At 71.1% G+C, this 21779-nt stretch carries 14 protein-coding genes and 1 pseudogene; 11 read left to right on the plus strand and 4 right to left on the minus strand.

Annotated elements, in window-relative coordinates:
* The first annotated feature begins 10 nt into the window (after positions 1–10).
* On the plus strand, positions 11–1282 hold the full coding sequence (locus AKJ13_RS19545) for an FAD-dependent monooxygenase (RefSeq protein ID WP_050734854.1): 1272 nt from the start codon (positions 11–13) through the stop codon (positions 1280–1282).
* 1 nt (position 1283) lies between these two features.
* Here the strand turns inward: AKJ13_RS19545 and AKJ13_RS19550 are convergent, their stop codons facing one another.
* Together AKJ13_RS19550 and AKJ13_RS19555 are read right to left on the minus strand one after the other, a co-directional pair.
* Positions 1284–2810, minus strand: coding sequence for a glycosyltransferase (locus tag AKJ13_RS19550; protein WP_050734855.1), 1527 nt, complete (start codon positions 2808–2810; stop codon positions 1284–1286).
* Positions 2811–2827: 17 nt separating this feature from the next.
* On the minus strand, positions 2828–5935 hold the full coding sequence (locus AKJ13_RS19555; protein ID WP_050734856.1) for a rhamnan synthesis F family protein: 3108 nt from the start codon (positions 5933–5935) through the stop codon (positions 2828–2830).
* 290 nt (positions 5936–6225) lie between these two features.
* On the opposite strand from AKJ13_RS19555, the gene AKJ13_RS19560 reads away from it, so the two are divergent.
* The 9 genes from AKJ13_RS19560 (at position 6226) to AKJ13_RS19600 (ending at position 19746) form a co-directional block, all read left to right on the plus strand.
* Positions 6226–7230, plus strand: coding sequence for a MoxR family ATPase (locus AKJ13_RS19560; RefSeq protein WP_050734877.1), 1005 nt, complete (start codon positions 6226–6228; stop codon positions 7228–7230).
* A 2-nt stretch (positions 7231–7232) separates the two neighbouring features.
* Positions 7233–8144 (plus strand): DUF58 domain-containing protein, encoded by a 912-nt coding sequence (locus AKJ13_RS19565; RefSeq protein ID WP_050734857.1) that lies wholly within the window; start codon positions 7233–7235, stop codon positions 8142–8144.
* A gap of 7 nt (positions 8145–8151) precedes the next feature.
* A complete protein-coding gene (locus AKJ13_RS19570) occupies positions 8152–10971 on the plus strand; it encodes a DUF4159 domain-containing protein (RefSeq protein WP_050734858.1) in 2820 nt (939 codons plus the stop codon).
* 211 nt (positions 10972–11182) lie between these two features.
* Positions 11183–13267, plus strand: a complete 2085-nt coding sequence (locus AKJ13_RS19575; protein ID WP_050734859.1) for a hypothetical protein — start codon at positions 11183–11185, stop codon at positions 13265–13267.
* 247 nt (positions 13268–13514) lie between these two features.
* On the plus strand, positions 13515–15383 hold the full coding sequence (locus AKJ13_RS19580) for an extracellular solute-binding protein (protein WP_244471662.1): 1869 nt from the start codon (positions 13515–13517) through the stop codon (positions 15381–15383).
* Positions 15380–17233, plus strand: a complete 1854-nt coding sequence (locus AKJ13_RS19585) for an extracellular solute-binding protein (RefSeq protein ID WP_050734861.1) — start codon at positions 15380–15382, stop codon at positions 17231–17233. The genes AKJ13_RS19580 and AKJ13_RS19585 overlap by 4 nt, the downstream gene beginning before the upstream one ends.
* Before the next feature lie 4 nt (positions 17234–17237).
* Entirely contained in the window at positions 17238–18341 is a 1104-nt protein-coding gene (locus AKJ13_RS19590; protein ID WP_050734862.1) for a microcin C ABC transporter permease YejB, read from the plus strand.
* A 144-nt stretch (positions 18342–18485) separates the two neighbouring features.
* A complete protein-coding gene (locus AKJ13_RS19595; protein ID WP_244471661.1) occupies positions 18486–18863 on the plus strand; it encodes a hypothetical protein in 378 nt (125 codons plus the stop codon).
* Complete coding sequence (locus AKJ13_RS19600; protein ID WP_050734864.1) at positions 18847–19746, plus strand: sigma-70 family RNA polymerase sigma factor; 900 nt, start codon at positions 18847–18849, stop codon at positions 19744–19746. Before AKJ13_RS19595 ends, AKJ13_RS19600 begins: the two co-directional genes overlap by 17 nt.
* 171 nt (positions 19747–19917) lie before the next feature.
* On the opposite strand, the gene AKJ13_RS19605 is transcribed toward AKJ13_RS19600, so the two are convergent.
* Positions 19918–20676 carry an SDR family oxidoreductase gene (locus AKJ13_RS19605; RefSeq protein WP_050734865.1) on the minus strand — a complete coding sequence of 253 codons (759 nt, stop codon included), beginning with the start codon at positions 20674–20676 and terminating at the stop codon, positions 19918–19920.
* A gap of 327 nt (positions 20677–21003) precedes the next feature.
* On the opposite strand from AKJ13_RS19605, the gene AKJ13_RS19610 reads away from it, so the two are divergent.
* Positions 21004–21540: a DUF2059 domain-containing protein gene (locus AKJ13_RS19610; RefSeq protein WP_050734866.1), complete on the plus strand. Its 537-nt coding sequence runs from the start codon at positions 21004–21006 to the stop codon at positions 21538–21540.
* A 59-nt stretch (positions 21541–21599) separates the two neighbouring features.
* Here AKJ13_RS19610 and AKJ13_RS19615 read toward each other — a convergent pair.
* Positions 21600–21779: pseudogene (locus AKJ13_RS19615) on the minus strand (AraC family transcriptional regulator); the annotation flags it as partial.

Here is a 21779-nt window from a genome sequence, read left to right on the forward strand (position 1 = left end):
ATCCGTGACGATGACGGCCCAGACGCCCCGCCCCGGCAGCCGCAGCCTCCTGATCGCCGGCGGCGGCCTTGCCAGCCTCGCCCTGGCCTTCGCGCTCAAGCAGGCCCACGGGCCGGCGCTCGCCGTGACCGTGATCGATCCCCACGGCGCCGATCCCGCCCGGCATCGCGGGCGCGCCTATGCGCTGGCGGCGGGCGGACGGCGGATGCTGACGCAGCTCGGGCTGTGGGACGGGATCGCGGCCGCCGCCGAGCCGATCGCCGAGATGGTCATCAGCGACAGCCGAATCGCCGACCCGGTGCGGCCGGTCTTCCTGACCTTCGGGCGGGAAGAGGAGGACCAGCCCGACCGGGCGGTGGGCGAGCCCTTCGCCCACATGGTCGAGGCCGAGCCCCTGGCGCGGACGCTGTCCGAGGCCTGCCGGAACGCAGGGGTCGAGATCGTCACCGGGGGCGTGGTGCGGGCGGTGCCGGAGGGCGCGGCGATCCGGGCGGAGCTGACCACGGGCGCGACCCGCAAGGCCGACCTGCTGGTGGCCGCCGACGGGGCGCGCTCGCGGCTGCGCGAGGCGGCGCGGATCGGCTGGGTCGGCTGGTCCTATCCGCAGGTCGGGATCGTCGCCACGGTCGGGCATGCCCGCCCGCACCAGGGCCGTGCCTTCGAGCACTTCCTGCCCGCCGGCCCCTTCGCGATCCTGCCCCTGCGGGACGGCGGGTCGCTTGGCCACCGCTCCTCGATCGTCTGGACCGAGCGGGCCGACGAGGCCGACGCGCTGCTCTCGGGCGAGCCCGACGAGGTGCTGGCCGAGATCGAGCGCCGGTTCACCCTGGATCTCGGCAACCTTGCCCTGGAGCACGGCCCGAGCCGGCATCCGCTGGCCTTCGGCATCGCACGGGCGTTCCGGGCGGAGCGGCTGGCGCTGCTGGGGGATTCGGCGCACGTCATCCACCCGATTGCCGGGCAGGGCCTCAATCTCGGCTTGGCCGACGCCGCGGCGCTGGCCGAGGCGGTGACCGGGGCCCTGCGTCTCGGGCTCGATCCCGGCAGCCCGGACGTGCTGCGCGCCTACGAGCGCGCCCGCCGGTTCGACAGCTTCGCCATGGCAGCGGCCACCGACGGGCTGAACCGGCTGTTCTCCAACGACGCCCTGCCACTGCGGCTCGCCCGCGATCTCGGCCTCGGGATCGTCGACCGCCTGCCGAGCCTGAAGCGCTTCTTCATCGGAGAGGCCGCGGCCTCCCGGGGCACCCGGCCCCGGCTGATGCGCGGCGAGGCGCTGTGACTCAGGCGGGCCGCCGCTCGGTCACCCAGCGGGCGGCATCGGCCCGAGGGGCGACCACATCGGTGTCGGTGCGCAGCTGCGGGCTGTAGGCGGGGTCGTCGGTGAGCACGTCGTGCCAGCGGCGCAGGAAGCGCGAGATCTGCGAGCCGGGGGCGAAGCTGGTGTGCCGGGAGGCGCTCTCGTGGTGCGCCATCTCGGCGAACGGCGTGTAGACGATGCGGTAGCCGAGCATCCGCAGCTTGAAGCACAGGTCGACGTCGTTGAAGTCGAGGGCGAAGCTCTCGTCGAAGCCGTTCACCGCCTCCAGCACCGCCTTGCGGGTGGCGAACAGCGCGCCGGTCACCGACGAGCAGTCGCGCTGCGCCAGCGCCCAGTCGCCGTAGGTCGGCTCGGCCGCGTCACGGTTGTACCAGGGATGAGCGCAGACATCGAAGATGCCGCCGAACATGCCGGCATGCTGGATCTTGCCGCTCGGGAACAGCAGTCGCCCGCCGACGCCGCCGACGCCGCGGTCGAGCGCGAAGGTCAGGAGCGCCTCGATCCAGCCGGGGCGGCGCACGACGAGGTCGTCGTTCATCAGGATGACGAGGTCGGTTTCGGCGGCGCGCCAGAGGGTGTTCATCTTGGCCGCGTAGTTGAACGGCGTACCCTCGGGCCGCGTGGTGAGCAGGCGGGTCACGGCGAAGCGGTCGGAGCGGCCTCGGTAGATCGCGTCGTCCGCCTTGTCGTCGCCGATCAGCACCCGGATCCGGTCGGCCGGGTAGGTGCTGCGGCCGAGGCTATCGAGCAGGTTGATGACGTGGGGCTTGGCGTCCGCGATCGGGTTTCCGTCCGCGTCCCGGGGCCGGGTCTGGGCGGTGGGTACTACCAGGGTCACGGGCGGGCGCGCATCGAGGCTGCGGCGGATCTCCAGCGTGTCCGGGGTCAGGCCGGGGGCGGTGCGCAGGGGTGAGCCCGAGCTCTGGAACCAGCGGTCGAGCATGTCGGCTCGGGCGGCCCGCTTCGCCTTCGGGCGCGCCAGCGGCGAGGCGATCAGCGTCTGCGGGATCCGGTCGATGCCGATGCCCGCCGCGATCGCGTCGAGCAGCAGCCGGAACCAGGCGGCGTTGCCGGTGCGCCGGCCGAAATCCGGGGTGAGGCTCGCCAGGGCCGAGGCGCGGATCACCAGCGGGAAGCCGATGTAATCGTCGGCCATGAGCAGCGCCGGGTTGAAGGCCGGCTTGCAATGGATGCTGCGGACCTGGCCCGCGCCGTCCACCACGGCGTCGTCGCCGTAGAAGATGCCGATATCCGGCCGCTCAGCCATGGCGGCGAGGATCGGTTCGAACAGATCCGGATGCAGTTCGGACGCCGCCGGGGCCACGAACACCGCGCGGCAAGCGGGAAGCGCGCCGGCGGCGACCTGACCGAGCTTGCGCTCGTCGATCGGGTGGAAGCGCTCGTCGAGGGGCAGCGACAGGAGCGCGTCCGGCCAGGCGCGCGCGCTCCAAGAGGCCGACGGGGCCGGAACCGGTTTTTTGTTCAGCACGGAGCGTCTCCCGGGCGTCAGCTACGTTCGGCTGCGAGAAGGCGGGACAGGCTCGCCTCCATGGCGGCGGCCACCGCGCCGATCGACAGGCGCTCGCGGATCCGGGCGCGGGCGGCGGTGCCGATCCGCGCGGCGTCGCCGCTGGTTACCGCCCGGGCGGCGTCGGTGAGCGCGCGGGCGAGGTCTGCCTCGTCCACCTGGCCCCATTCGGCGCCGCGCAGATACGGCCCGTAGGTCTGCTCCAGGGCGGCGATCTCGGCCTTCACCGGGAAGCCGCAGGTCGCGTCGAGGAAGTCGCGGCTGCCGCCGTAATCGGTGGCGACCACGACCTTGCCCATCTCCATCGCCTCGGCGATCGTCAGGCCGAAGCCTTCGGAGGAATGCGACGAGGCGTAGACCGCGCAGAGCTCGAACAGGGCGCCGAGCTCGTTCTGGGAGAGCGGCTGGTCGATCACCACCACGTCGCCGGTCGTGCCGACGAGGTCGAGCAGCTTCTTGCCCTCGTCGGGCAGGTCGAACACGTGCTTGGTCTTGAGCACGAGCTGCCAGCCGGATTGCGCCAACCCCGCGGCCCGGAACGCGCGGATCAGCGCGTGCGGGTTCTTCCGGGCGAGGTAGCTCGACCCGTCGAAGGCGTAGAGAATGATCTTCTTGGCCGGGTCGATGGAGAACGCCTTGCGCAGGTTGGCCTTGGCGGCGGCGCTCGCCGGCTCGCCGGGCTCGTTCTCGACGACGTAGGGCACGACATCGACCGGGATGTCGGTGATCTGACGGAAGATCGCGGCGCAGAACTCGGTGGGCGCCCAGATCGCGTCGAGACCGTCCACGGTGGGCAGCCAGCCCCCGGGCACGTGCGACGTCTCCCAGACGAACAGCCCGATCTTGAGCCGGGCGCTCGCCGCAATGTCGAGCTGCCGCGCGCTCATCAGGGAGTGCCAGCTGTCACCGTTGAAATGCACCAGGGCGACATCCGGCGCCCCCGAGAAGGTCCGGGCCTGCCAGCCCGGCCCGACCCGGGCATGGACGTGGAACGACCGCTCCATCGGATGGACGTTCAGGGCGAAGGACGCCCGGTGCAGCGCCCGCACGTAGCTGCGCGCCGCGACGCCGAGCCCATTGGCGTAGTTCATCGGCGAGACGTAGGAGACCCGCAGCGGCCGCTGCGGCGCCTGGGGCCTGCGCAGGTCGGCCCAGATCTTGGGCCCGGGATAGGTGAAGGTCTGGTCGAGCCGGTCGAGGTCGAAGCCGCGCGCGCCGATCGCCTCGCGCACCGCCGCGCCGCCGATCGCGGCGTGCTCGCCCAAGAGCGAGCGCTTCACGAACGGGAAGCCCTGGCTGAGCATGTTCTCCCAGTCGAACAGGGTGCGGTTGTTGCGCGGGTCGTTGACCAGCGTCATGTGCTTGTTCTGAGCCGAGAACAGGCTGCGCATCCCGAGCCCGGCGGCCCGCATCCGCCCGGAGAAGGTCAGCTCGTACTCGGTGATGACGCTGTTCTTGTCCGGCCAGTTCGCCACCGACTGGATGAAGTGGTTGAACGCGTAGGAGGATAGGCAGCGCTTCTTCAGGGCCAGGAAGAAGCTCTGCAGGTGGTGACTGTAATAGAAGTTGTCGGCGAGCCCGATCACCGCCTCCGGATAGCTATCGATCTTCGTCAGCAGCCCGGCGAAGTCGCCGCTGTCGAGGGGCCCCACCAGGCTGTCGTTGGCGAGATACAGGGTCGCGGAATCAAGCAGGTCGTCGTCCTCCAGGAGGACATGCGCCCAGGCGGCGAAGTCGAAGCCGGTGTTCTCGCGCAGGTAGGCCGAGGCGCACAGGTTCAGGATCGCTTCCGGCACCGCGGTCTTGTGCTGGTCGGCCGCGATGATCAGCACGATGTCGATGCCGTTCTCGGCAAACGCCCGCAGGTAGGGCTCGACATGGCCGCGGATGCGCCCCTCCGGCGCATGGGTGATGAACAGGGCCGTGCGGCCGTGCCGGCGCGGCTCCCGCTTCAGGCAGGACAAGCGGGCGTCGGCGGCCTCGGGCACCGCGGCGCCGGCGACCCGGCGGGTCAGGCGGCCCGCCTCCAGCCCGGTGGTGACGTAGTCGACCAGGGGATTGAGGCCGAGCGCGGCAACCTTCGGGTAGCGGGCGAGGTACCAGGGCGCGTCGAAGCGCGGCGACGGGCTCGTACGCCGGCCATTGTCGGCCAGGAAATGCGCGAGCGGGTTCGCCTCCGTCTCGTCGTCGGCGAGATAGGTCTTCGTGTACCAGCGCGTGTCAAACCAGGGGCCGGGATCGAGCCCGTCCCGGGCGCCGTGCTCCAGAAAATGCACCAGCGGGTTGAGGCTGTCGGTGCGCACCGCCGCGGATTGCGCGGCGTACCAATCGGGATCGAACAGGGGATGCGGGGCGTAGCGGCGATAGCCGCCGGCCATCACGTAATGCTCCAGAGGCTCAAGCCCGCTGGTCTCGGCCTCAGGGCAGCGCCCGCGATAGAACTCGGCGTCGAAGATCCCAGAGCCGCGGATCAGATCGACATGCCGCGATAGCCCGGCGAACTCTTCCGGATTGCGCAGGTAGCCCTGCTTCCGGCCGGTCTCGTAGTAATGCGCCAGCGCGATGCCGCCGGCCTCCCGGGCATCCGGGTAGCGCGACCGGTACCAGGCGGAATCGAACAGCGGCGAAGGGTCGGTGTCGGAGCTCTTGATGAAGTGGAAGAACGCCCGGGCGCGGGCGTCGGCGCCGCCGAGATAGCGCTCCGCGTACCAGTCCGGATCGAACAGCGGGTTGGGGGTGATGCCGGCATCGGCGCCGCGCTCGACATAGTGGATCAGCGGGTTCACGCCCTCGGCGCGCAGGCCCGGGACAGCGTCGAGATAGCGGTCGCCGTGGAACAAGGGCGACGGCCAGCGACCCTCGCGCCCGCCATGGACCGCGTAGTGGACGAGCGGGTCGATCCCCTCCCCGACCACGTCGGGATAGCGCCGCGCGTACCAGGCCGGATCGAACAGGCCCGAGGCCTTCACGGCCGCCACCAGATCCGCCTGGCGGGGCTCGTTCGTCCGCCGCCGCTTCAGGCGCCGGGCCAGCGGGCGCGTGAGGGACCGCGCGGGCCCGGCGACGAACACATCTCGAAGGCGCATGGTGTGTACCGGATACGCGGGAGGCCCGCTGTGCTGCCTACGCCGCAATCCGCGAGAGACATCAGGAGGTTCAGCCGGCCGCCCCGGCTCGCGCGCCTTCCTAATGGTCCGGCCGGCCCGCGCCAAGGGCCGTGTCGCGGGGCCGCTGCGCGGCGGCGTGAAACACCGGGTTCCGGGCGTCAAAACCGCGTGCGGCGATCCCGACCTTGCCAGCCCGGTGCGAACGGCCCCACATTGGCCGAATGACCGACGGGGTTCTCCGGAGCCCCGGACAGGAGACGGACAACCGCATGACGCAGGCGATCAGCCCGGCCACCAGCCTCGACGACGGCATCGTGGCGACTGCGGAGACCTGCCTCGCCGCGGTGGGTCAGGCGCGCGACGCGATCCATGGGGTGATCTTCGGGCAGGAGAAGGTCGTCGACCTCGCCCTGGTGACGATCCTGGCGGGCGGCCACGGCCTGCTCGTCGGCCTGCCGGGGCTCGCCAAGACTAAGCTCGTGGAAACCCTGGGCACGGTGCTCGGCCTCGACGCGCGGCGCGTGCAGTTCACCCCGGACCTGATGCCCTCTGACATCCTTGGCACCGAGATCCTCGAGGAGGATGCCGAGCGCCGCCGGGCGTTCCGCTTCGTGCAGGGGCCGGTCTTCACCCAGCTGCTGATGGCCGACGAGATCAACCGGGCGAGCCCGCGCACGCAATCGGCCCTGCTCCAGGCCATGCAGGAGGGCCACGTCTCGGTGGCCGGCGCGCGCCACGACCTGCCGCGGCCGTTCCACGTGCTCGCCACTCAGAACCCGATCGAGCAGGAGGGCACCTATCCCCTGCCCGAGGCCCAGCTCGACCGGTTCCTGCTCGAGATCGACGTCGGCTATCCCGACCGCGCCGCCGAGCGCCGGATCCTGATCGAGACCACCGGCGTCGACGAGGTGCGCCCGCACGCGGTGATGTCCACCGAACAGCTGCTCACCGCCCAGCGCCTGGTGCGCCGGCTGCCCGTCGGCGAGGCCGTGGTCGAGGCGATCCTCGATCTGGTGCGCGCCGCCCGGCCCGACGGCGGCGATCCGCTGGTCAAGGACAAGCTGCTCTGGGGTCCCGGCCCCCGCGCCAGCCAGGCGCTGACGCTCGCCGCCCGCGCCCGGGCGCTGATCGAGGGCCGGGTCGCCCCCTCCGTGGTCGACGTGAAGGCCCTGGCCGAGCCGGTGCTCAAGCACCGGATGGCGCTCAGCTACACCGCCCGCGCCGACGGCGAGACCATCGAGGGCCTGATCGGCAAGCTCGCCGAGAAGCTTTAACCTTGGTCGGGACACACGCCCTCGGCTCCGAACGGCGCACCCCCGGCAGGCGCGAGAGCGAGGGCGCGACCGCCCTATCCGAAAAAATGCCCCGCCTCGTCCTGGAGGCGCGGCGGGTGTCGAGCCTGCTGGCCCACGGCCTGCACGGCCGTCGCCGGGCCGGGCCGGGCGAGAGTTTCTGGCAGTTCCGCCCCTTCGTCACCGGCGAGGCCGCCGCGCGGGTCGATTGGCGCCGCTCCGCCCGGGACGACCGGCTCTACGTGCGCGAGCGCGAATGGGAGGCGGCCCACAACATCTGGCTCTGGATCGACCGCTCCGCCTCGATGGGGTTTGCGTCGGACCTGGCCTCGGCCTCCAAGGTCGAGCGGGCCCTGGTCCTCGGGCTGGCCCTGGCTGACGCGTTCGTCGAAGGCGGCGAGCGAGTCGGGCTCCTCGGGCTCACCCGCGCCACCGCCTCGCGGGGCATCGTCGAGCGGATGATCCAGGCGCTGGTCGCCGACAGGGCCGGGTTGGCGCAGGACCTGCCGCCGCGGGCGAGCCCGGCTCGGTTCGACGAGGTGGTGCTGATCGGCGACTTCCTTACCGATCCCGACCGGATCGCGACCGCCGTGCAAAGCCTCGCCGGCCGTGGCAGCCGCGGCCATCTGCTGATGGTCGTCGATCCGATCGAGGAGACCTTCCCGTTCACCGGTCAGGCGGTGCTGCACGACCTCGAAGGCGAACTCAGCCTCGACATCGGCGACGCCGGCGCCTGGGGCGACCGCTACCGCGCCCGCATCGCCGAGCACCGCGCCGCCTTGCAGGCGATCGCCCGCCAGCAGGGCTGGACGCTCACCATCCACCGCACCGACCGCCCGGCGAGCGAGGCGGCCCTGCGGCTCGCCACGCTGATCGCCGCGCGCGGCCCGGAGTGAGGCCGCCATGCTCGGTCTGACCTTCGCGGCGCCCCTGGCGCTCGCCGCCCTGATCGGCCTGCCGGCCCTGTGGTTCCTGCTGCGGGTGACCCCGCCGCGCCCGCGCCGGATCGAATTCCCACCGCTCAAGCTCGTCGCCGACCTGATCCCGCAGCGGCAGACGCCGGCACGTACCCCGCCCTGGCTGCTGTTCCTGCGCCTGCTGATCGCCGCCGCCCTGATCCTGGCGGTGGCCGGCCCGGTCTGGAACCCCGGCGGCGTCGGGGCCGGCGGCGGGCGCAGCGCGCTCCTCGTCCTCCTCGACAACGGCTTTACGGCTGCCCACGATTGGCGCGACCGGCTGCGGGTTGCTACCGACGCGATCGAGGGCGCGGCCCGGGACGGACGGCCCGTGGCGGTGATCGGCCTCGCCGAGCCGGCCGCGGCTTTCGAGGCCAAGACCCCGGCCTCCGCCCTGGAGCGCCTGCGCGCCCTGGCGCCGCGCCCGATCCTGCCGAGCCGCGACGCGCATCTGGCCAGCATCGGCGCGTTCCTGGAGAAGAACCGCGGCGCCGGCCTCGTCTGGATCAGCGATGGCGTCGCCGGCGCTAGCGACGAGCGCTTCGCCAAGGGCCTGGCCGATCTCGTCGGCGGCAGCGGCGCCGCCCTGACCGTTCTGCGCGCGGACAGGCCGCCGGCCCTGGCGCTCACCGCCACCGAGACCGGCGGCACCCTCACGGCCCGGGCGCAGCGGGCGGCGCCGAACGGGCGCGACACCGGCGTGATCCGGGCCCTCGACCAGAAGGGCCTGCCGCTGGCCGAGCGGGACTTCGCCTTCGCGGGCGACGCCACCGAGGCCACGGCCGCCTTCGAGATGCCCGTGGAGCTGCGCAACAGCATCAGCCGCCTGGAGATCGCAGGCGAGCGCTCGGCCGGGGCCGTGGTGCTCCAAGACGAGCGCGGCAAGCGCCGCCGGGTCGGCATCGTCTTCGGCGGCACCCTCGACCAGGCCCAGCCCCTGCTGGCGCCGACCTACTACCTCGCCCGGGCGCTCCAGCCCTTCGCGGACGTGCAGGAGGCGCGCGGCGCCAAGGGGACGGCGGAGTCGATCAACCAACTCCTCGACAACCAGGTCTCGGTGCTGGTGCTGGCCGATGTCGGCGCCCTCGACGAGCGGACCACCGCCCGGGTCGAGAGCTTTGTGCAGGCCGGCGGCATGCTGCTGCGCTTCGCCGGGCCGCGGCTCGCCGCCGGCAACGACCCGCTGGTTCCGGTCCGCCTACGCCGGGGCAACCGGACGCTGGGCGGCACCCTGTCCTGGGACAGCCCCAAGACCCTGGCGCCGTTCCCGCCCGAGAGTCCCTTCGCCGGCCTGACCCCGCCGGCCGATATCGGCGTGCGTCGCCAGATCCTGGCCGAGCCGGACGGCGACCTGCCGAACCGGACCTGGGCCTCCCTCCAGGACGGCACGCCGATCGTCACCGCGCAGAAGCGCGGCCAGGGCACGCTGGTGCTGTTCCACGTCACCGCCGACACGACCTGGTCGAACCTGCCGCTCTCGGGCCTGTTCATCGACATGCTCCGGCGCGTCGTCGGGCTCGCCGGCACTTCGGCGCCTCCCGCGGGCGAAGCCGGCCGCGCGTCTGCCGTGGTGCTCGCCCCGCGGGCGACGCTGGACGGGTTCGGCGCCCTCGGCTCGCCCCCCGCCTCTGCCACCGCGGTGGCGGCCGATTATGCCGACCGGGGAAACGCCGAGCACCCGCCGGGCTTCTACGGGCCGGCCGATGGCGGCATCAGCGTCAACGCCCTTAAGCCCGACGACCGCCTGAAACCCCTCGACACCGCGGCGCTCGAGAGCGCCCGGATCGGAAGCCTCGCCGGAGCCGAGACCCTGGATTTACGCCCGACCCTGTTCACCCTGGCGCTGCTGCTGCTCGCCCTCGACACCCTGGCGGGCCTGTGGCTCGGCGGCTTCCTGCGCCGCTCCGCCTGGGCGAGCCGCCTGCGCGGACGTCCGGCGGCGCTGGCCGTCGCGGGCCTCCTGCTGTTCGCCGCCCTGCCGGCGCAGCCCCTGCGCGCCGAGGAGCCCGCGCCCAACCGGCCGAACGGCATCGAATCGGCCCTGGTCACGCGGCTCGCCTACGTGATCACCGGCGACGCCGCCGTCGACGAGGCCAGTCGGACCGGGCTGACCGGCCTGACGCAAATGCTCGCCTCGCGCACCGCCCTCGAACCGGGCGAGCCCGCCGGGATCGACCCGGCCAAGGACGAACTCGCCTTCTATCCGCTGATCTACTGGCCGATCGCGCCGTCCCGGCCGCAGCCCTCGGAGACGGCGATCCGCAAGATCGACGCGTTCATGCGCAACGGCGGCACGGTCCTGTTCGACACCCGCGATGCGCTCACCGCCCGCCCGGGCGGCCCGCCCTCCCCCGAGGCGGCCTACCTGCGCAAGATGCTGGCGACCCTCGAAGTGCCGGAGCTGGAGCCGGTGCCCCTCGACCACGTCCTGACCAAAGCGTTCTACTTGGTCGACAGCTTCCCCGGCCGCTATGCCACGGGCCAGACCTGGGTCGAGGCCCTGCCCCCCGCCGCAGAGGGCACTGAGCGCCGCCCGGCCCGGGCCGGCGACGGCGTCAGCCCGATCATCATCACCGGCAACGACCTCGCCGCCGCCTGGGCGGTGGGCCGCCGCGGCGAGCCGCTCTACCCGGTGGTCGGCGGCGACCAGCGCCAACGCGAGATGGCCTTCCGGGGCGGCGTGAACATCGTGATCTACACGCTGACCGGAAACTACAAGGCGGACCAAGTCCACGTGCCCGCACTGCTGGAGCGGCTGGGGCAGTGACAGGCATCGACACGTTTCCCGGGCAACGGTTGCTCCCATCAGATCCCCTCATCCTGAGGTGCGGCCGCGCAGCGGGCGCCTCGAAGGAGTCCTCCAGCTGGCCGCGCGATCCCTGGAGCCCTCCTTCGAGGCCGCTGACGCGGCACCTCAGGATGAGGAGGTTTGATGGGCTGACGGCCACCCTCACACGCATCTTGGAGGCTTGCACGCCATGCTGAGCCTCAGCTTCACCCCCCTCCTCCCCTGGCCGGTCCTGGCCGCCCTCGGGCTCATCGTCGTCGTCCTGGCCGTGCTCGCCTTTGTAGCCCGGGGCCGGACGGCGCTGCTGCGTGCGCTGGTGCTCGCCCTGGTTCTGGCCGCGCTCGCCAACCCCGCTCTTGTGCGGGAGGATCGCGAGCCGGTGAAGGACATCGCGGCGATCGTGGTCGATCGCTCCGGCTCGCAGGCGCTGGGCGACCGGCCGCAGATGACCGACGCGGTGCGAGCCGAGCTGCAGCGCCGCTTCGGCGCGCTCACCAATATCGAGCCGCGCTTCATCGATGTGCCCGACGCCAAGGATGGCGACGACGGCACCAAGCTGTTCACGGCGCTGGGCCAGGCGCTGGCCGACGTGCCACCCGAGCGGCTCGCCGGCATCGTGATGCTCACCGACGGCGTGGTCCATGACATTCCGGCCGCGATGGCCCAGCTCGGCATCAAGGCGCCGCTCCACGTCCTGGTCACCGGCCATCCGGACGAGCGCGACCGGCAGATCAAGCTCTTGGAGGCGCCTCGCTTCGGCATCGTCGGCAAGGATCTCACGATCCGTGCCGAGGTGATGGAGCGCGGCGGCACCGGCCACGCGGTCGTCACCATCCGCCGCGACGGCGAGGAGATCGGCCGGCGCGACGTGGCCACCGACAAGCCGTTCGCGCTGACCACCCGGATCGAGCATGGCGGCCCGAACGTCGTCGAGATCGAGGTCGAGCCGCTGCCGGGCGAGCTCACCACGGTCAACAACCGCGCGGTGCTGCCGATCGAGGGCATCCGCGAGAAGCTGCGGGTGCTGCTGGTCTCCGGCGAGCCGCACCAGGGCGAGCGGACCTGGCGCAACCTCCTGAAGTCCGACGCCAACGTCGACCTCGTGCATTTCACCATCCTGCGCCCGCCCGAGAAGCAGGACGGCACGCCGATCTCCGAATTGTCGCTGATCGCGTTTCCGACCCGCGAGCTGTTCGTCCAGAAGATCAAGGATTTCGATCTGATCATCTTCGACCGCTACGCCAACCAGAGCGTGCTGCCGCAGGCCTATTTCGACAACATCGTCCGCTACGTCCGCGAGGGCGGGGCGCTGCTCGTCGCCGCCGGCCCCGAATATGCCGGGCCGGCAAGCCTCGCCCGCACGCGGCTGGCTGGCATCCTGCCGGGCGACCCGGACGGGCGCGTGGTCGAGCGGCCGTACAAGGCGACGCCGACCCAGGTCGGTCAGCGCCACCCCGTGACCCGCGACCTGCCGGGCTCGGACGCCAACCCGCCCGCCTGGGGCGACTGGCTGCGCATCGTCCAGGCCCACACCCGCCCCGGCATCCAGCCGATCCTGTCCGGCGCCGAGGGGCTGCCGCTCCTCGCCCTGTCCCGGGAGGACAAGGGCCGCGTCGCGCTGCTCCTGTCCGACCATGCCTGGCTCTGGGCCCGGGGCTACCAGGAGGGCGGCCCCTATCTCGACCTGCTGCGCCGCCTCGCGCACTGGCTGATGAAGGAGCCAGCCCTTGAGGAGGAGGCCCTGCGGGCGCAGACCACCGGCCGCGGCCGGGAGGTCCGGGTCGAACGCCAGACCATGGCCGAGCAGGTCGAGCCAGTCACCGTCACCGGCCCGACCGGCAAGGTGACGACGCTCACCCTCAAGCCCGGCGAGCCCGGCCTGTTCACCGCCACCTTCGACGCGGACACCCTCGGGCTCCACACCCTGCGCTCGGGCAACCTCGTGGCCTTCGTCAGCGTCGGCCCGGCAAATCCGCGCGAGCTCGCCGACGTGTTCAGCGACACCGAGCGCCTGAGGGCGGTGGCCGAAGGCTCCGGCGGCTCGATCCGCCGAGTCGCGGATGCCGGCGGCACCACTCAGGTGCCGCGGCTCGCCACCGTGCGCAGCGGCCGCCTGGCTGGCGGCGACTGGATCGGCTTCCGCCCGAGCGACAGCGCCAACATCCGCGGCGTCGAGGTCTACCCGCTGGCGCTGGGCCTCGCCGCCCTGGCGGCCCTCGCGGCGGCCGTGCTCGCCATGTGGCTGGTCGAGGGACGCCGCGGGCGTGCGGTGTGATCGTGTTCCGTGTCGGGGGCAACGCGGCGGCTCGGGCTCACTTGGTATCCCGACCAGCCCCGCGCTCCGGCCGACTACCGTCGCGCCTTCGAACAACGGGCCGGCCTGCGAACAGCGAACCTCGACGCCCGGGGCGCTCCCGGCCTAAGACCGACCGCGTTGAATCCCGAACGCCCCGCCCCCTGGGGTGCGATGACATGGAGATAGCCTGCCTGTGACCGGACGCCTCCTCGCCGCCACGCTCTGCATCGCCTGCCTTCAGTTCGCCCCCGCCCGCGCGCAGGAACCGGCCGCGAGCGCGGCCGCCACGGAGGTGACGATCCCGGCTGCCACCGGCCAGTGGACCCACGCCATCACGTTGATGGGCGAGCCGAAATACGGCCCCGGCTTCAAGCATTTCGACTATGCCGACCCGGCCGCGCCGAAGGGCGGGCTTGTCCGGCTGGGCATGCAGGGCGGGTTCGACAACTTCAACATGATCGTCTCCGGCCTGAAGGGCGATCTCGAGGGCGGCGTGCTGCAGCTCTACGATACGCTCATGACCGAATCCTCGGACGAGCCGTTCACCTCCTACGGCCTGCTGGCCGAGGCGGTGCGGGTCGCCGCCGATCTCGGCTCGGTGTCGTACCGCCTGCGCGACAACGCCCGCTGGCACGACGGCCAGCCGATCACCCCCGAGGACGTGGTCTGGTCCTACGACGTGCTGAAGGCCAACAGCCCGTTCTACGCCGCCTATTACCAGACCGTCGCCAAGGCCGAGGCGACCGGGCCGCACGAGGTGACCTTCACGTTCAGCGAGAAGGGCAACCGCGAGCTGCCGCAGGTGATCGGCCAGCTGCGGGTGCTGCCCAAGCACTGGTGGGAGGGCAAGGACGCCAGCGGCAAGCCGCGCAACCCGACCGAGACCACCCTGGAGCCGCCGCTCGGCTCCGGCCCCTATCGGCTGGCCAAGTTCGAGCCCGGCCGCAGCGTCACCTACACCCGCGTGCCGGACTATTGGGGCAAGGACCTGCCGGCGAATGTCGGGCGCTACAACTTCGACACCGAGCGCCACGAGTACTTCCGCGATGGCACCGTGCTGGTCGAGGCCCTGAAGGGCGACCTCTACGACTTCCGGTCCGAGAACATCGCCCGCAACTGGGCGACCGCCTACGACGACTTCCCGGCCGTGAAGGAGGGGCGCCTGATCAAGGAGGCGTTCCCTGAGCGCGGCATGGGCATCATGCAGGCCTTCGCGTTCAACACCCGCCGGGACAAGTTCAAGGATCCGCGGGTGCGCCGGGCCTTCAACCTGGCGCTCAACTTCGAGGAGATGAACAAGAACCTGTTCTACGGCCTCTACAAGCGAATCGACTCCTACTTCTTCGGCTCGGAACTGGCCTCCTCGGGCCTTCCGGAGGGCCAGGAGAAGGCGATCCTGGAGAGCGTCAAAGACAAGATCCCGGCCTCGGTCTTCACCACGCCCTACGCCAACCCGGTCAACGACACCCCGGACGCCGTGCGGAAGAACCTGCGCGAGGCCGTAGGGCTGCTGCGCGAGGCCGGCTACGAGCTGCGCGGCGGCAAGATGGTCAACAAGGCGACAGGTGAGCCGCTGACCGTCGAGTTCCTGGAATTCCAGAACGCCTTCGAACGGGTAATCCTGCCCTTCGCGGCGCAGCTCAAGCTCATCGGCATCGACGCCTCGATGCGGGTGATCGACGCCGCGCAGTACCAGAACCGGATCCGCGACTTCGACTTCGACATCACCACCAACGGCTGGGGCGAATCGCTGTCGCCGGGCAACGAGCAGCGGGAGTTCTGGGGCTCGGCGGCGGCCGACAAGCCGGGCTCGCGCAACCTGATTGGGATCAAGGATCCCGGCATCGACGCCCTGATCGACAAGGTCATCTATGCCCATGACCGGGCCGGCGTGATCGCCGCGACGAAGGCCCTCGACCGGGTGCTGCTCGCCCACGAATACGTCGTTCCGCAATGGTCCGCGAGCGAGCAGCGGACCCTGCGCTGGAACCGGTTCGGCCACCCCGCCGTGCTGCCGCGCTACGCCGGCTCCGGATTCCCGACGACCTGGTGGTACGACGCGACGCGCGCCGCCAAGACCGGAGCCCCGCGGTGACCGGCCGGCCCTGGTGGCCGAGCCGGCGCGGCCTCGTCCTCGGCGCCGGCGCCCTCGCGGCGACCCGTCCCGCCTGGGCCGCCGGCGAGGAGCGCCACGGCCTATCAAGCTTCGGCGAGCTGAAATACGGCCCTGGCTTCGAGCATTTCAACTACGTGAACCCGATCGCCCCGAAGGGCGGCCGGTTCTCGACCCAGCTCGCCAGCACGACCGGCAACCAGGCGCTCAACACCTTCAACACCCTCAACATCTACGTGCTGCGCGGGGACGGCGCGGCCGGGCTGGACCTGACCTTCGACAGCCTGATGGTCCGGGCGCTGGACGAGCCGGATTCGGTCTACGGGCTGGTGGCGCGCGCCGTGACGGTGAGCCCCGACGGCCTGACCTACACCTTCGCGCTGCGCCCGCAGGCCCGGTTCCATGACGGCTCGCGGCTGACCGCCCGGGACGCCGCCTTCAGCCTCAAGATCCTGCGCGACAAGGGCCATCCCTCGATCTCCGAGGTGATCCGGCCGATGACCGACGCCCGCGCCGAGGGCGACGATACCCTGGTCGTCACCTTCGCGGAGGGCCGCGCCCGCGACCTGCCGCTGTTCGTGGCCCAGCTGCCGATCTTCTCCGCGACCTATTACGGCAGCCGCGACTTCGAGGCCGCGAGCCTCGAGGCGCCGCTTGGCTCCGGGCCCTACCAGGTCGGCGCGGTCGATCCCGGCCGCTCGATCGGGCTCGACCGGGTGCCGGATTACTGGGCGGCCGACCTCGCCGTGACGGTCGGGCAGAACAATTTCGACGCCATCCGCTACGAATACTTTCGCGACCGCACCGTGGCCTTCGAGGCGTTCAAGAGCGGCGCCTTCACGTTCCGCGAGGAATTCACCGCCCGGGTCTGGGCCACCGGCTACGACTTCCCCGCCGCCACCGAGGGGCGCGTCATCCGCCAGACCGTGCCGGATGCGCGGCCGAGCGGCACCCAGGGCTGGTGGATCAACACCCGGCGCGAGCCGTTCCGCGACCCCCGCATCCGCGAGGCGATCGGCCTGTGCTTCGACTTCGAATGGTCGAACCGCAACCTGATGTACGGCGCCTATACGCGCACCGCCTCGTTCTTCGAGAATTCCGACCTCAAGGCCACCGGCAAGCCCTCGGTCGAGGAGCTGGCTCTGCTGGAGCCGTTCAAAGACCTGCCGCCGGAGGTGTTCGGCGAGGCCTGGATGCCCCCGGTCTCGGACGGCTCCGGCCAGGACCGGGCGCTGCTCAAGCGTGCGGACGCGCTGCTGCGCGAGGCCGGCTGCATCCGCCAGGGCGGCGGCCTCCTGCTGCCGGAGGGCAAGCCCCTTTCCATCGAGTTCTTGGACGACGACCCGGTCTTCCAGGCGGTGACCCAGCCGTTCATCCGCAATCTTGGCCTGCTCGGGATCAAGGCGAGCCACCGCACCGTCGACCCGTCGCAGTACCAGGCCCGGGTCAACGATTTCGACTTCGACGTCACGTCCCGCCGCTTCTCCGGCGGCGTCACCCCGGGCACGGAGCTGCGCGAGCTCTACGGCTCCAAGGCGGCCGCCACCAAGGGCTCCAACAACCTCTCGGGCATGGCCGACCCGGCCATCGACGCCCTGCTCACCGCCATCGCGGATGCCCAGTCCCGCGCCGCGCTGACCACCGCGTGCAAGGCCCTCGACCGGGTGCTGCGGGCCCGGCGCCTCTGGGTGCCGATGTGGTATTCCGGCGCCCACCGCCTCGCCCTGTGGGACATCTACGGTCGCCCCGCCAACCCGCCGAAATACGACCTCGGCGCCCCCGGGACCTGGTGGTACGAGGCCGACAAGGCCAGGCGGATCGGGCGGGACTGAGACGATGCTCGGCTACATCCTGCGCCGCATCGGCCTGATGATCCCGACCCTGTTCGGCATCATGCTGATCACCTTCACCATCGTGCAATTCGCCCCGGGCGGCCCGGTGGAGCGGGTGTTGTCGCAGATGAAGGGCCAGGGCGACGGCACCCTGTCGCGGGTCACCGGCGGGGGCGGCGACCTGGGCGGCGGCGGCCGGCCGGCAAGCGGCGGCGAGGGCAATTCCCGCTACCGCGGCGCGCAGGGCCTCAGCCCCGACTTCATCGCCAAGCTGGAGAAGCAGTTCGGCTTCGACAAGCCGGCCCCGGAGCGCTTCGCCAAGATGCTCTGGGACTACGTGCGGTTCGATTTCGGCCGGAGCTATTTCCGCGATGTCACGGTCATCCAGCTGATCAAGGAGCGCCTGCCGGTCTCGATCTCGCTCGGCCTGTGGATGACGCTCCTGTCCTACGCGATCTCGATCCCCCTCGGCATCCGCAAGGCCGTCAAGGACGGCGAGCGCTTCGACCGCTGGACCTCCTTCGTGGTGATCATCGGCTACGCGATCCCGGGCTTCATGTTCGGGCTGATGCTGATCATCCTGTTCGCAGGCGGCTCGTTCTACCAGTGGTTCCCGCTGCGCGGCCTGACCAGCGAGGGCTGGGAGACCTTCTCCACCTGGCACAAGCTCACCGACTACGCCTGGCACCTGGCGCTGCCGCTCACCGCCCTGGTGATCGGCGCCTTCGCGACCTCGACCCTGCTCACCAAGAACTCGTTCCTCGACGAGATCCGCAAGCAATACGTGCTGACCGCCCGGATGAAGGGCCTGTCCGAGCGCCGCGTGCTCTACGGCCACGTCTTCCGCAACGCCATGCTGATCGTGATCGCCGGCTTCCCGGGCGCGTTCATCTCGGCCTTCTTCACCGGCTCGCTGCTGATCGAGACGATCTTCTCCCTCGACGGCCTCGGCGAGTTGTCGTTCCGGGCGATCGTCGGCCGCGACTACCCGGTGGTGTTCGCGACCCTCTACATCTTCTCCCTGCTCGGGCTGGCAGTGAACCTGCTCTCGGACCTGATCTACGTCTGGATCGACCCGCGGATCGACTTTTCCGCGCGGGCGACGTGAGGCGCCAGGCAGAAGTCTGAAAGCCCGCGCCAAGCGGTGGGACACGAGCAAATTCGGATCTCGTGTCACATCGGACCACGCCGCCTCGTCACCCTCGTGAAGCGATCACGGGGCGCATGTGCGATGACCAACGCTGTTCTAATCGTGGCCGGCCTGCTCGGCGCGGGGCTGACCGGGAACGGTCTCTTCATGCTGGCCGCACCCGAGGCCTGGTACTTCGCTGTGCCGGGCGTGACCACGACAGGCCCGTTCAACCAGCATCTACTGCGCGATATCGGCCTCATCTTCGTGCTGATCGGGGCGGGGTTCGCGTTCGGGGCCGTGAAACCCGGCTGGCGCGCGCTGCTGTGGAGCATGGGTGCGATCTGGCTGGCCGGCCATGCGCTGTTCCATGTCTGGGAGGTCGCGGCCGGCATCTGCGGGCCGGAGGCTCTGACGCGCGACTTCCCCGCGGTGACATTGCCTGCGCTTATGGCGGTTGCCCTCAGCGTCTGGTCGTTCCGCCATGCCGACCATCGATGATCCCACCCTCATCTTCGAGCAGGAGCGAAGCCGGCTCGTCCGGCTCGCCTACCGGATGCTCGGTTCCCTGGGCGAGGCCGAGGATGTCGTCCAGGACGCTTGGCTCCGCTGGCGGCAGGTCGACCATGCCGGCGTGGCGTCGGCCGGTGCCTTCTTGTCGCGCACGGTGACCCGGCTTTGCCTGGACGTGATGAAGTCCGCCCGGGCACGGCGCGAGACCTATGTCGGAACCTGGCTGCCCGAACCCGTTGCCATGGCTCCGGACGACGCCCCCGGCGACGACCTGACGCTGACGCTGATGCTCGCGCTGGAACGGCTCTCGCCCCTGGAGCGGGCGGCGTTCATCCTGCACGACGTCTTCGCGGTCCCGCTCGATGAGGTCGCGACAACCCTCCGGCGTGAGCCGCCGGCGGTCCGTCAGCTCGCCGCGAGGGCCAGGAAGCATGTGCAGGCCGCGCGCCCGCGCTTCCCTGTCGCGCGGGAAGAGGGGATACGCATCGCGAAGGCCTTCTTCGAGGCGTCGGCGACAGGCGATGTCGCGGCGCTGCGCAGCATGCTCGCCGACGCCGTCGTCGTGCGGTCCGATGGCGGTGGTAAGGCGCATGCGTTCCCGCGGCCGATCATCGGCATCGACAAGGTCACACGCATGTTCGAGGGGGCCGCGCGCAAATCGTGGATCCAGCAGGCTCGGAAGCTGCAGGACCTCTGGATCGACGGCCTGCCGGGCTATTTCAGTCTGGAGCCGGGTGGGACCTTGCAGACCGTCGCCCTCGATATCGAAGGCGGGCTGATCGTCGGCATCTACTTCACGCGAAACCCCGACAAGCTCCACCGGATGGCACAGCGGTTCGGAGGGACGACGGGAGCGCCGCCGGCGCCCTGAACCTCAACGGCGGGCGATCGCCCGTTTCCCGCACCGGACCATCGGGAACGCGCCGCGTCGCGCTCCCGGATATCGTATGCCTCGGCCATACGGGTCGCAGGGGCGGCCATCGCGCCGACGGCCACCACCCGTAAGGGTCGAGATGGAGGCTCCATCCCTAGGCCAGGCGATTCATGTCGCGTGCCTGGGCTGGCCGCTCAGCCAATCGCCGAAGCGGTGCTCGGAGAGCCATGCGTCTCCGGAGGGCGTCAGCCAGCGGTCTTCGAGGACCACCCCGAAATACGGGGCCGTGTCGTCCGTGATCACCGCGCGCGGGTCGCCGATGCCGTCGAAGTGGCGCCTCACCAGCTCGGCCATCGGCAGCCGCTCGGGGCCGGCGATCTCGATCATGCCGTTTCGCGGGGCCGCCAGCGCGACCGTGGCGACCTTTGCAGCCACATCGGCCGAGGCGATCGGCTGGATCGACGCGGAGGTGACACGGGCGACGCCGTCGACGATCGCGGCCCCGGCAATCGTGCCGACGAACTCGAAGAACTGCGTGGCGCGGACAAGGGTCCAGGGTACGCCGGCCGAGGCGATCAGTTCTTCCTGGGCGAGCCTGGCGCGAAAGTAGCCGCTGTCGAGCAGGAGCTCGGTTCCGACCACCGAGAGCGCGACGTGATGCGAGACGCCGGCGGCCTTCTCGGCCTGGGCCAGGTTCCGTCCGGCGCGGACGAAGAAATCCATCGCGGCGGCGTCGGCGAAGGACGGCGAATTGGCGACGTCGACCACCACGCTGGCACCCGACAGCGCGTCCGCGAGACCCTCCCCCGTGACGGCGTTCACACCCGTATTCGGAGAGGCCGCGAGAACCGCGTGGCCGGAGCCTCGCAGAGCCGTGACGACCTGCGAGCCGACCAGCCCGGTGCCGCCGATGACCACGATCTTCATGTGCCACTCCATCTCATGTCCGGTCCCGTCGGGACGGTCACGGGCAGGACGAGGCGCGTCCCGCCCGGTGTGACATCGGTGCGGGAAAAACCGCCGCGTGGGACGGGAGCGGGAGGTGCAGGGCTACGCACCGGTTGCCTCCGATTTTCACCGAAGATGGATGCGAGTGTGGGCGGTCATCTGGTGCGTCTCGGCCCCGCTAAGCACGCCTCGCACCGTCATTTGTCACGGCTCGTCCCCCACCGTCATTGATCCGGATCACGATTACGGTAGCACTGCCCGGGCCGTGCAACGCTAAATCGTGCGGCGATCGTCACCGGAGCACCCATGCGCCTCTCGACCTTTCTTGTCGGCCTCTGTCTCGGAACCGGGCTGCCCGGCGCGGTGCTGGCGCAGACGGCGCAGAAACCCGCCCCGGCCGCAGCGCCGGATCCGGCCTTGCTGAAGGTCGCCCGGGAGACGGTCGCGCAGATGCAAGGGGATCGCGCCGCCACGCTCGGCTCCATGGCGGCCCCGATGGTCGGCATGATGCAGCAGATCGGCATCAAAGAGCCCGACAAGGCGCAGGTGCTCGTCCAGGAGGTCGTGATGCCGACCCTGTCCGCGCATTACGACGAGCTCCTTGACATCCAGGCCCGCGGCTTCGCCACGATCCTCGGCAAGGACGACCTGCAGGCGATCGCGGCGTTCTACGCCACGCCCACCGGCAAGCGCCTTGCAGCCGCCCAGCCGCAGCTCGCCCAGATCCAGCTGGCCGGCATGCAGCAATGGATGCAGGCCGTGGCGCCCGAGATGCAGGCCAAGATCGTCAAGGCGGTCCAGGACCACGGCTGGGGCCCGGGCGGCCAAGCCAAGCCGAAGTGACCGGCTGATCCGGTTCAGGTGACGGCCGCCCCGCGGCCTTCACCGTCTGTGCGGGCGGCCTAAACCGTTCCCCCGCCGCCCAGCACCCGCGCGACCGTGCTGCGCAAAGCCTGCGCGCTCCGGTAGCCCACCGCCACCGCCACGGCGCCGGGCGGGCGGCCCTCGGCGGCGAGCGCGAGCGCCCGGATCACCCGGGCCCGCGCCCGCCAATCGCCGAAGCTGAGCCCGGTCTCTGTGCG

Source organism: Methylobacterium sp. ARG-1 (genome assembly GCF_001262595.1).
GTDB lineage: Bacteria > Pseudomonadota > Alphaproteobacteria > Rhizobiales > Beijerinckiaceae > Methylobacterium > Methylobacterium brachiatum.

What these genes read in the sequence shown, in the direction of transcription:
- AKJ13_RS19545 (WP_050734854.1), top strand. Translation starts at nt 11, where the DNA reads ATGACGGCCCAGACGCCCCGCCCCGGCAGCCGCAGCCTCCTGATCGCC.
- AKJ13_RS19560 (WP_050734877.1), top strand. Translation starts at nt 6,226, where the DNA reads ATGACGCAGGCGATCAGCCCGGCCACCAGCCTCGACGACGGCATCGTG.
- AKJ13_RS19575 (WP_050734859.1), top strand. Translation starts at nt 11,183, where the DNA reads ATGCTGAGCCTCAGCTTCACCCCCCTCCTCCCCTGGCCGGTCCTGGCC.
- AKJ13_RS19590 (WP_050734862.1), top strand. Translation starts at nt 17,238, where the DNA reads ATGCTCGGCTACATCCTGCGCCGCATCGGCCTGATGATCCCGACCCTG.
- AKJ13_RS19600 (WP_050734864.1), top strand. Translation starts at nt 18,847, where the DNA reads ATGCCGACCATCGATGATCCCACCCTCATCTTCGAGCAGGAGCGAAGC.
- AKJ13_RS19570 (WP_050734858.1), top strand. Translation starts at nt 8,152, where the DNA reads ATGCTCGGTCTGACCTTCGCGGCGCCCCTGGCGCTCGCCGCCCTGATC.
- AKJ13_RS19555 (WP_050734856.1), bottom strand. Translation starts at nt 5,935, where the DNA reads ATGCGCCTTCGAGATGTGTTCGTCGCCGGGCCCGCGCGGTCCCTCACG.
- AKJ13_RS19605 (WP_050734865.1), bottom strand. Translation starts at nt 20,676, where the DNA reads ATGAAGATCGTGGTCATCGGCGGCACCGGGCTGGTCGGCTCGCAGGTC.
- AKJ13_RS19610 (WP_050734866.1), top strand. Translation starts at nt 21,004, where the DNA reads ATGCGCCTCTCGACCTTTCTTGTCGGCCTCTGTCTCGGAACCGGGCTG.